Below are 10,744 nucleotides of genomic sequence, written 5' to 3'. Positions count from 1 at the left end.
TATGTGATAAAGGATGAGGGCCCGTGCGATCGCTATGATCGCACGGGCCCTCATCTTGTTTTTCTCGCGGTCTAGGTTGCCGGCAGACAGTGGCAGATAGGTCAGCGCAGGTGCCTAGGGGAAAGCAGGGTCCGCCAGCGTCGGGTTCGTGGCAGGGATGCCAGGATGGCGGATCGCAGCTTGTCCACCAGCTGCCAGCAGTCTACGGCCTCCTGCTCGTCTGAAGGGTGCCGGTCGAACGAGGCCTGATCGGCCATGTTGCGCAGTCGATCCAGATCCCGGCGCAGACCAGCCGACGAGGACCCTGGGGAGTCAGCCAGCAGGGTCTGGGCGATCAGAGCTGCCTGCTCGCTACGGGTGCCCTCCAGGGGCAGGCCGGTCTGTCTGCCCAGGTTGCCGATCTGTCGCCAGCCGGCGCGGATGCGCGTCTTCGGGTCGCCGGTCGACCGGGCCCGTCGGCGTAGCCAAGCCTTGACAGCCAGCAGGGACAGAACCAGAAGAGCCGGCAGCCAGAGCGGCATGGTCCAGAGCGTCACTCTGGCTATCAAAGGTCCGTACCGTTTCCAGAAGGAGGGTGAAGATTGTCGCGATGCTTCCTGTCCGCCGACGGTAGTTCGACCCTGGGTGGCCCGGTCGTCGCGGGGAGGATCGACCAGCGGGGGCGGCGGCTGGCGGACCAGGGTGCGCGGATTGGGTGGCGTGGAGTCCAGGGACTTGTCCGGGATCTTGGTCTCCGGTGGCGTGGGGTAGAAGGGGACCCACCCTAGTCCTTTCAGACTGACCTCCACCCAGGCCTGGGCATCGCGTCCGGTGAAGTCGATTCTGGTGCTCCCGTCCGCCTGGGTCCTGGTCCGTGCCCGGCTGATGGAGCCATCGCGGTTCTTGGGCAGGAATCCCAAGACCACTCGGGATGGCAGGCCCATCTGCCGGGCCAGGAGGGCCATGGCCGAGGCGTATTGTTCGCTGTCGCCCACCATGGCCTGGCCTTGCAGGAGCTGATTGATCCGATAGTCGCCATGGCCGGAGGGCGACGGGTAGTCTCCTGCCAGACCGTGGGAGAACCATCCCTCCCGGTGCAGCCGTTCCTCAATGGCCAGGGCCCTGGCGCCGCCGCGCACCTGCATGGAGGTCATGGAAGCAGCCGCCTTGGGCAGGCTGTCAGGTGCATCCGCCAGGGGAGGCACCTGCGCATCTCCCGGATCGCTGTCAGCTATACGACGGGTTGCAGGTCGGCCTTCGGCCACGCCGTGCACCGAATAGCTGGTCCCCTTCTGCAGGGGCTGATCGGTCAGTGTGGTGTCTGTGGCCTTGTTGAAGTAGAGGTCCTCCCTTTGTAGGCCCTGATCCGTATCGATGCCGTCGACTTGTCCGGCGGAGGGCAACCAGGCATGGTCGAACCCCTCCCGAATCAGGAAGGTCGCGGTAAAAGGCTGTCCGGCCTGTCCGCTGTCTTGGGCCTGCTCCTGCTGCCTTTCCGTGCGGATCTTGGCCCCGATGCGCCGGTAGTCGGCTGCTCCTGCGCCCGAGGAGTCGGACAGATTCCAGACCTTGCCGTCATAACGGTCCATGACGGCCATACGGACCGGGGTGCCAGCGGGCAGGTTGCGGACCGTGACCAGGGTATCGTCGCGGTGGCGTTTGATGTACGCCCGGTAGTCGCTCAAGGGGCTAGTGAACTGGTAGGGGTCCATGGGCGGCTGATAGTGGTCACGAATGACCAGCCGGGTCGGGGTGGGCAGCAGTCCAGCGGAGAAAATCAGTCCAGCTGTCAATGCCAAGGCCAGAAGAGTGGATGCGAGCCCTTGCAGACGGAGCAGCCCCAGCCCGCTGGCGCACCAGATCAGCAGGAGCAGCCAGAGGATGCCACCCGTCAATGCCGGGTAGAGGCCCCTGCTGGTGCCTAGGGCTGCTGACACAGCCATGGCGGCCAGGATGGGCAGCGTGGCTGTCAGAACGGCCACGGGGTGCGCGGGCCGTCCCAGGTTGCGACCCAGGCCATGGCGGGCCAGCAGCACGGCCAGATAGCAGGTCCAGAGCATCAGCGTCCACAGAGCCATCAGTCCGCCTGCTTCCTGGCCGAGTGGGGGATCGATGGCTGCCAGGGTCTTGAAAGCGCCGAAGGTGGCGGACCAACCTTGTGCCAGGGTTGCCCAGGTGGGCAGGACATGGGCCAGGGTGGTCCCGTTCAGAGCGAGGATGGGGCCCAGCAGGAACTGGGCTGCGATCAGCAGCAGAGGCTGCATGAGGGCTGTGGCAATGCCACGGCGAGGGAGCATGGCGATCAACAGTCCGGCCAGACATGCTGCGGCTCCCACTGTCAGCCAGAAGGGCAGGCTGCCATAGACCGGCAGCAGCTGCAGTCCGGCCAGCAGATCGAGTGGAGCCAATGCGGCGACCAGAATCATGGGGGAGCGGCGCCTGGTCGGGTCGACAGTGGACTGCAGACCAGCCCGGTCGATCAGGCGGATAGGCTCCCTCTGGGCTTGGTCCATCCACGATGCTGATGTGCTCATGGCTGGGTCTCCAAGAGGATGGGAAGGTCCTTCCTGTTGCCCAAAACAGCGTTGACCAACCCCGGCTGCGTCTGCAGGCTTGGATTGGCGCCCAAGTCAGCAGCCAGCAGCATGACCGGAGATGCGCTTTGGGCCGATCCGTCCATCAGGGCTGAGGGTTGGCGGTCGCCCAGCGAACCGGTCACCAGGATGGTCAGACTGGTCCGCTCGGGAGCCTCAGCCAGGTCGGGCTTGTCGGAGCTGTCCTGACGGGGGCGGATGGCGCTGCAGGCATCCAGAAAGCTTCGGGGATCCTCCGTAGGCAGGGTGGTTCCATGGGCATCAGGATCGTCCGGTTCCGGAGCCAACGCTTGCAGCCGACGGCCGTCAAGCAGGCATCGGCAGCCCAGGGAAGCATAGATTTCGACCGCCAGTTCGAACTCATCCGCGTTCCGGTAGGAGGCGGCCTGGCCGTCCAGGATCAGTTTGGTCCTGGTGCGCAGGGTGGGCTCGTACTGGCGGACCATCAGGGTGCCGGCCCGGGCAGTGGACAACCAGTGGACCCGTTTTATGTCATCGCCCGGAACGTAGGGGCGCAGAGCATGAAATTCCAGATCGTCGTCGACAATGCCAGAACCAGGATTCCCCTCCAGGTCGCGTTCCAGTCCGGCTTCGAGGGGCGGCAGGGCCACCGTGCGGGGATGGATATAGAGTTTTCGGGCGCCGGTCAGAATTCGGCGGCGACGGATGAGCCCCAGCGGATCGCCGGCCTCCATGGTCACCGGGCCCAGGTCAATCACGCCACGGGACCTGGCTTCCAGCTTCAAGCGGATCTGGTGACTCTGGCCGGGGGCCAGGGCTGGCAGGGGCGCTATGACCGTTCCTTGGCCTAGAGCCAGACCGATTCGGCCGCGACGGGTGGAACGGCTGCCTGGGTTGGTCAGAACCAGGACCAGCTCGGCCTGGCCACCCACCTCCAGATGGCCTTGGTCCAGACTCGTTTCAGCGTTGCAGGACAGGTTGCCCAGGCTCGTCAGCAGCCCAAACAGCAGCATGCCCGCGCCCAGCAGAGCGCCCGCCAGCAGTTCACGCCAGCCTGTAGGGACGAAGGCCAAAGCGCACAGGAGTGCGGCCAGAGCCATAGCCCGGCCCAGGGCGGTGATCGACTGCCATAGGTCGGCGGCCCGGGATCGCAGGCTCTGTCTGGATCCCGTCGAGGATGCCGGTCTCGCTTTCGGGGCAGGTCGGCTGGCGAAGGCGGTCATGGCTCACTGCTCTCCTGTGGGGACGGGGACCTTGGCCAGGGCTTCGGCCAGCGCTTGGTGTTCATCCATGTCCGCCAGCCTGCTCTGGGCGGTCAGGACCAGCCGGTGGGCCAGGATGGGGTCGACCAGGTCCTTGACATCATCGGGGATCACGTAGTCGCGGCCCTGGGCACAGGCCTGGATCCTGGCGCAACGGACCAGAGCCAGCCCCCCTCTGATGGAGGAGCCGACCCGGATGGCGGGGCTGTGCCGTGTGGCTTCGATGATATGGATGACGTATTCCATGATGGATGAATCGCAGAAGACCTTGGAGGCGCAGGCGGCCATGGCCTCCACCTGGGCGGCGTCGACCACCGGTTTCACCAGGCCTGCCCGGTCGCGGATGTCGGCCTCTTGAAGGATGCGCATGCTGGCATCGTGCCCAGGCGCCCCAAGCGAGGTGCGGATCAGAAAGCGGTCCATCTGCGCCTCGGGCAGGGCATAGGTGCCCAGCTGCTCGATGGGATTCTGGGTGGCCATAACCATGAATGGCCGGGGGAGGCGGTAGGTGCGGCCATCCACGGTCACCTGACCCTCCTCCATGACCTCCAGCAGGGCCGACTGGGTCTTGGGGGAGGCCCTGTTGATCTCGTCGGCCAGAACCAGGGAGGCGAAGACCGGCCCGGGCCGGAAGGAGAATCGTCCTTGAGACTGGTCATAGAAGGTCACGCCCAGCAGATCAGAGGGCAGCAGGTCGGGGGTGAACTGGATTCGCTTGCAGTCCACGGCGATGGAGGCAGCCAGGGAGCGTGACAGCTGGGTCTTGCCGGTGCCTGGATTGTCTTCCAGGAGCACATGGCCTCCCGCGATCAGGGCAGTGACGCACAGGGCGATGGTCTCCTCCTTGCCCAGCACCGCCTGGCCGACGTTGTCCACGATGGAGCGGAAGAGGCCGGCGAAGGTCGGCACATCCACGGCGGCCTGGCTGCTGCCTGCGGTCTGGATTGATCGCCTCTGCTGCCTTGTGCCTGCTGCCCGATCCGCTGCTTCGGTGGAAGACCGCCTGTCCCGTTCTGTCTCTTCCACCTCCCCGGGTTCGTCGGTCCTGACTGCGTACGTGGGGGCCGAGGTCTTCTCCAGCTGGGGGTGACGGGACTGATCAGTGACATCGACAAGGTCAGGCCTTGCAGGAGCTGATGAGGGCCGGGCGAACAGGTCACGGACCGGTTGGCGGCCGGGGATGGTCCCGTCTTCAATCATGGTGCGGTCAGATGGGCTGGATTCCGCTCCGGACTCCCGGCTTGTTCTTTGTCTGGCAGACACAGGGATGCGACCGGGCCGGGTCCGGTCATCGCTCACCGCAGGAGTGGATTCCTGCTGGCCCAGACCGGCCATGAGGGCTTGGCGCTGCCGCTTGAGTACATCCAGTCGGTCGGCAGGGATCCGTCGGCTCTCGCTGCCCTCCTCGCGGACGGCTTTGGGGGTACTTCTCCTGGTCGCGTCATCCGGGATGGTGCCGTCCTGCTGGATGGGTTCCTGTGCGTTTCGTTCATCCATGGTCATTCATCCTTGTCTGCTGAGGGGACCCCTGACGGGTAAGGGTCTTGTCTCTTGGCTTGTCGGTCTCCTTGGGCAGGGTCAGCTCCTTGGCGGCGGCAGGCGAATGGCCTTCGGACCCCATCCCGCGGATGCGAGCGACTGCCCGGAAGGTCAGCGTGTCACCTGGCTTGGCGGATCCAGCAGGCAGGGTGATGACTTCACTGACCTCCGGCTGGTTGCAGGGCAGGGGCCAGGAGGCCTTGTCGGAGTCGAGGCCATCGATGCTCACCTGGATGTCTGCGCAGGACCGGCCGTGTTCGCCCCCAGGGGCAAGGACCAGCTTGACCTGGTCCTTGCCCTGGTACTCCAGAGTCTGGAATGCAGGGGAATCCGGATGCGACCAGGTGGCTCCGGAGGCTGAGGCCACAGGTCCGGATCCGGCCATATTGGCCGGAGTCACGCTCACCGTGCAGGTGGCTCCTGCCTCGTCATGGCCGACATCGAAGACCGCCTTGGTGGCGGTGGCCGCGCGCCATCGTGGCGAACCGCAGCCGGAACCCTCGCCGTGGACCGTATAGCCCTGGATGGGCGAGCCATGATTCTCTGGCGGGCGCCAGGTGACGGTCAGAGTTTCCTTGCTGCCGCCGTCCACGGTCAGTGCCTGCACGCCTCCGGGAAGCGCGTCCGGTCTGGCTGCCGCCGGCGAGGAGGCAGGGGACCAGCCCACCTGGTTGTGGGCTTGGACAGTGAAGGAGTAGTCATGGCCGTTGGCCAGCCCGTCGACCCGGCAGGTGACGGCATTGCCGCAGGAGCGTTGTCCCGAGCCTGCCGATGAGGTGTAGGAGACCCGGTACTCGTCCACTGGACTGCCGTTGGCTGCGCCCGGCTCCCAGGCCAGACGAACCGTTCCGTCGCCGGCCTGGGCGGCGCCCGCCAGCATTCTGGGGGCCTGCGGGCGGTCGATGATGCCCACGGTGATGGTGGCGCTCACCCGGCGTCCCGGATCCCGGCTGCCATCCTCGACCGTGGCCAGAATGGTGTTGGTGGAGGCGCCGATGTCACGATCGGCCTTGATGGCGATCCTTCCGTCGCCTAGGTTGCTGGCTGTCAGTCGTGAGGCGTCATCGCTGACCAGGCCGACCAAGCGCAGCGGAGTGTCGGGGAAGGGGTTGAGGGCGCCGTCGAACAGGTTCAGCTCCAGGCTCTGCCCGGCTTTGAGCCCCACCTGACGTGAGGGGACCGAAGCCAGGGGCCGAGTGGTGGCGACGATGCGGAAGGCCAGGGCCGTATGCACATCGCCGGATGAACTGGTAATGGTCACCGGCAGGGTGGCCTTGGTGCCAGGCGTTGCGGTCTTGTCAGCGGACACGTTCAGTTGGCCCCGAGGGCTCAGCCTGGCATGGATCGGCCCCTGGGGGTCCCCGGAGGAGAAGGTGCTGTCTGCCGGGTCGCTTCCCTGGGGCCAACGGGTCATGGCAGGCAGGGATATGGTCTGTGCCGGCTCCCCGGCCACCAGATCGATGACCGGTGCCGAGAGGGCCGGCGGGGCTGCTCTGCCGCCCACCACGGTGATGGGCAGGGTCAGCACCGACTCGTTGACGATGGCCTGACCGTCCGGATCCCCGTCACGGACGGCAAAGGTCAGTGAGGCTGGACCGGCATAGTCCTTGGCGGCGGTGAACCTCAGGGTGTGCTCGTCCACATAGGGGTCGGATCCGTCGGACTTGGTGGCCGAAACGGACTGGCGGGAGGTGATCCGTGCGGTCTTGCCTGCACCCACCCTGACCTGATCGGCGATGTCGATGGTGATGCTCTGGCCAGCCCGCACTTTGAGGGCCGGAGCCCGAGGCCTCAGGACAGGGGGGAATACCCCATAGGCGGGGACCTTCACAAAGGCCATTGAGGTGATCTTGTACCGGGTGTTGGTGACGGTGTAGGGCACAGCCCTGGCCTGGTCGGTCAGATCGATGACCAGCTTGGCGGAGCCGGCTTCGCCTGCGGTCCTGGCGTGGGCCCTGGCTCCAGGATGAATCCCAAGGCGCAGGTCATCGAGGGTGCCGGATGGATTGCTGATGGAGTCGTCCAGATTGACCTCCACGCTGCGCTTGTCCACCGTGTCCTCGGGAGCCACCTGGTAATCCTGGGCTATGGGCGGCTGGATGGGGGCTTGAGGATCCGAGACCACGGTCAGGGTGGCCTGGTCGCTCAGTCCCGCCCGGTTGCGTGCCCGGTAGATCAGGTAGGAGGTGCCCGGCTGTGAGGGGGCGGTCAGCCGGATCATGCCGTTTTCCACGCTGGCCTGATCCAGGCCCTGGCGCTCCAGGTGGGGGTCCAGACTCAAGGAGTCATCATCCCCAGAGATGTCGTTGAGCAGGACTGGCACATCGGCCACGGTCCCAGGCCGCAGCCTGACCTTGTCGTCCCGGGCGAAGACCCCGGTCACCGACGAGTCAGGGAAGACCCCGATGCGCACGCGCGCCTGGGCACGCTGCCCCACCCAGTCCTCCACGGCGTAGGTGAACTCGTCGGTGCCGTGCGAGTCGGGATAGGCCTCATAGATCAGGTAGTCGGCCCCGGCTTTGACGATCCTGCCCAGCCTGGGCGCCTGGTTGCCCAAGCCGGACAGGGTGTCGCAGTCTCCATCCTGGTCGATGCCGGTCAATGGGACGGGGATGCGCACCTTGGTCCCGGCAGCCACCTGGGCCCGCAAATCCTTGGGTGTAGGCGCGGGTTTGCTGGCCGGGTCGGAGACATGCACCCGGAAGGTGATGGTGCCCGAGGCCGCGTTGCCCAGATCGTCCCTGACCGTATAGGCGGCCGGGAAGTCCCCGGTGCGCTCGCTGGCCTGATATCTGACCGTGTCCCCGGATACGAAGGCCAAGCCTGCAAAGGTCCGCTGATCCGTAGTCAGCTGCTGGTCCAGGGTGACGCTGGTCCCGTCAGCGTGAGCGACCTTGTCCATGACCGAAACCGTGACCAGGCCCGATGAGCGGACCCCAACCGTCAGATTCGGGGCCTTGGGCGCCGAGGCCGCCCTGCTCAGGGAGGGGGGCTGCAGGACGATGGTCCCCTGAGCCGTACCATCGGCGTTGGCAACTGTGTAGGCGATGCTGAGCGGCCGTGTGGGGATTTTTCTGGCAGACAGGTAGATCCGGCGGTGATCCACGATGCCGACCTTGATGCCGGAGTCCGGATCCACGCGCACATCGGTCAGGGCCAGCACTCCGCCCATGGGATCCAGGTCGTTGTCAAGCGGATCGACGATGGCGGTCTGGTCGGCCCCCAGCAGGGCTACGTCGTTGACAGGAACCGGCAGCGCGGATCCGCCCTGGCTGTGTTCTACTTCCAGCCTGACCAGCCCCTGGGTCTCCCGGTCACCCTGGGCCACCCGGTATGGCACATAATAGGTGCCCGGGTTGGCGGCGGTGGCGGTGAAGGAAAGGCTTTCGGCGTTGACCTCCACCTGGATTCCATCGGGTTTGTCGACCCGGACCAGGCGGAGCGGCTGAGCGGCATTGGCGTGTACGCTCCTGCTCAGGTCCACGGTGGCCTCTCGGCCGGCAGTGGCCTGGCGAATGACCGGATCGACCAGTGGTGCCAGGGTATTGACGGGTTTGACGGTGAAGTAGATCAGTCCCTGACCGCTCATGACTCCGTCCGAAACAGTGACTTTGACAGCCAGCCGACCGGAGGTGGCCGACCCGGCGCTCATGGTCAGCTGTCCGTCAGCCCTGGTGGACAGGGATATCCGATCCGAATTGACGGACTCGGCGCCGGCCAGGGTCAGCGGGTCCCCATCAGGATCCTCGAAGCCGGCCAGGGCGTTGACAGTGGTCGTGGCGCCCTGCTCCACCTCGTACTCGGGAGGGGTGTCGTTCTGGACCGGTGCCTGGTCGCCTCGGTCCATCTTGGCAGGGGCGATGCTGAGGTCGATGCCAGCCGAGGAGACCTGTCCGCGTCCGTCGGTGATGGAGTAGTTGATTCGGGCCCGTCCCACAGGTGCGTCGCTGGCATCCACCTGCAGGTAGCGGCCGTTCATGACCGGAGTCAGGCGCAGATTCCCTTGCGAGCTGCGCGCATCCTCGATTCGCAGAACCGAGCAGTCGGTCTGGCGATCGTTGCGCAGGGGGTCCAGCAGGGCTCTGGAACCGGCCCGGATGCCCAGGCTGTCGTCCTCGGCCTGGATGGGTTGGGATCCTGATCGACAGGTGGCCGCGAACCGCTGACGATTGTCGGCCGAGTCCTGACGCTGATCGGTCCTGTCCGCGTGCTTGACCTCCATGGTCTGCCACTGCGGCCGAATCACCTTGGTGGAGGATCGAGGATTCCAGACATCGCCGGTCAGCACGTCGTTGAGGATGACCCTCCGGTGGTTGGCCCGGAAGACCAGATCCGAGGTGGGACTGATGGCCTCCAGGGTGGAGGGGCGCGGCTGGGGTGACCGGACCCGCGGTACGGCTGTCCCTGTTGCGCACAGCCGCAGGAAATTGTTCCCCGAGGAGGCCCAGGCCGTCCAAAGGCATCCGCCCGAGGATACCGGCTGGGCGGGTTGGCCGCTGCCGCCGGTGCCTAGAGTCTCAACCTGATTCCGTGGGTGATCCAGATCGACCAGGTGGACGCTTTCCTGATCGGTCAGGCCCACCCAGGATCCCTGGCGGTCCATATCCACTGGAGTGGACTGGAGCTGCAGGTCTCCCCGGTGCGGTATCCGGATGGATCCCTCAGGCCAGTAGAGCCGGTCGCCTGCCAAGAGGACGGGTCTTCCGTCGATGACGCTGAACGCAGTGGCCCGGACGGGAGTGTGGTCCGTCAGAGAGTCCAGCTCACGGTGGGCCCGGGAGTCCGGTCCGTCGATCCTTAACACGACCCCGTCCGAGGGCCGGTAGGCGTAGACGGCCCCGGAGGCATCCACAGTGACGGCGGCCCCGGAGCCTAGGGTCAGCGCAGGGTCTCGGCGCTGAGGGTCCAGATCTCCCGGCGAAGCGGCCCGGCCCACCCAGATTCTGCCGGTCCGTGCCTGGAAGAGGGCCAGAGTGGGCCCATTGACCATCCGTTGAACCCTGGCATCCGACCGGGTGGTGTCCCCCAGGGTGGCGGTGGAGGCCGCTATGGGAGCCATGCCTCCCTCCCGGCCCAGGATGACCGCGTATCCGCTCTGGGCCAGGTCGAAGCGGTCGGTGCCCGTCGACAGGGCCACGTCCGCCTCTCCGATGTCGGGCTTGAACCGGGCTACCTTGCGCTCGTTCTGGGAGGTGATCCAAATGCTGCCGTCATCCACCTGAACGGCGCGGCGGTCCACCCCATGCACGAATAAGACGCCCAGGACGAGCAGGACCAGCGCCGTCAGCGTGACGGCCAGGATGGCGGCAGGGTTCCTGGCGCGGACGGCCAGAGCATGCCGCAGGCGCAGCCCGGCCCGGCGCATCCGCAGGAATCGTCCCTGCAAGTCCATAATCCCCTGGGTTCCTT

The 10,744-nt window shown here is 66.2% G+C and carries 4 protein-coding genes; all 4 read right to left on the bottom strand.

Features of this window, described 5'->3' with window-relative positions; all coding sequences use genetic code 11:
• Positions 1 to 101: 101 nt before the first annotated feature.
• The 4 genes from QRX40_RS07535 to QRX40_RS07520 are packed head-to-tail and all read right to left on the bottom strand — an operon-like array spanning position 102 to position 10,727.
• Entirely contained in the window at positions 102 to 2,513 is a 2,412-nt protein-coding gene (locus tag QRX40_RS07535; RefSeq protein ID WP_313837433.1) for a transglutaminase-like domain-containing protein, read from the bottom strand.
• Positions 2,510 to 3,757, bottom strand: coding sequence for a DUF58 domain-containing protein (locus QRX40_RS07530; protein WP_313837431.1), 1,248 nt, complete (start codon positions 3,755 to 3,757; stop codon positions 2,510 to 2,512). Before QRX40_RS07530 ends, QRX40_RS07535 begins: the two co-directional genes overlap by 4 nt.
• Positions 3,758 to 3,760: 3 nt before the next feature.
• Positions 3,761 to 5,293: a MoxR family ATPase gene (locus QRX40_RS07525; RefSeq protein ID WP_313837430.1), complete on the bottom strand. Its 1,533-nt coding sequence runs from the start codon at positions 5,291 to 5,293 to the stop codon at positions 3,761 to 3,763.
• A complete protein-coding gene (locus QRX40_RS07520; RefSeq protein WP_313837429.1) occupies positions 5,286 to 10,727 on the bottom strand; it encodes an Ig-like domain-containing protein in 5,442 nt (1,813 codons plus the stop codon). Before QRX40_RS07520 ends, QRX40_RS07525 begins: the two co-directional genes overlap by 8 nt.
• Positions 10,728 to 10,744 lie beyond the last annotated feature (17 nt).

This window comes from Bifidobacterium sp. H6bp9 (genome assembly GCF_032193695.1).
Classification (GTDB): Bacteria; Actinomycetota; Actinomycetes; order Actinomycetales; family Bifidobacteriaceae; genus Bombiscardovia; species Bombiscardovia kimbladii.
The sequence above is the reverse complement of the archived record's forward strand: the minus strand, read 5'-3'. Positions and strand labels throughout refer to the sequence as shown.

Bases quoted from the DNA above. Each gene is read 5' to 3' on its own strand.
- QRX40_RS07535 (WP_313837433.1), bottom strand. From the start codon at position 2,513: ATGAGCACATCAGCATCGTGGATGGACCAAGCCCAGAGGGAGCCTATC.
- QRX40_RS07530 (WP_313837431.1), bottom strand. From the start codon at position 3,757: ATGACCGCCTTCGCCAGCCGACCTGCCCCGAAAGCGAGACCGGCATCC.
- QRX40_RS07525 (WP_313837430.1), bottom strand. From the start codon at position 5,293: ATGGATGAACGAAACGCACAGGAACCCATCCAGCAGGACGGCACCATC.
- QRX40_RS07520 (WP_313837429.1), bottom strand. From the start codon at position 10,727: ATGGACTTGCAGGGACGATTCCTGCGGATGCGCCGGGCCGGGCTGCGC.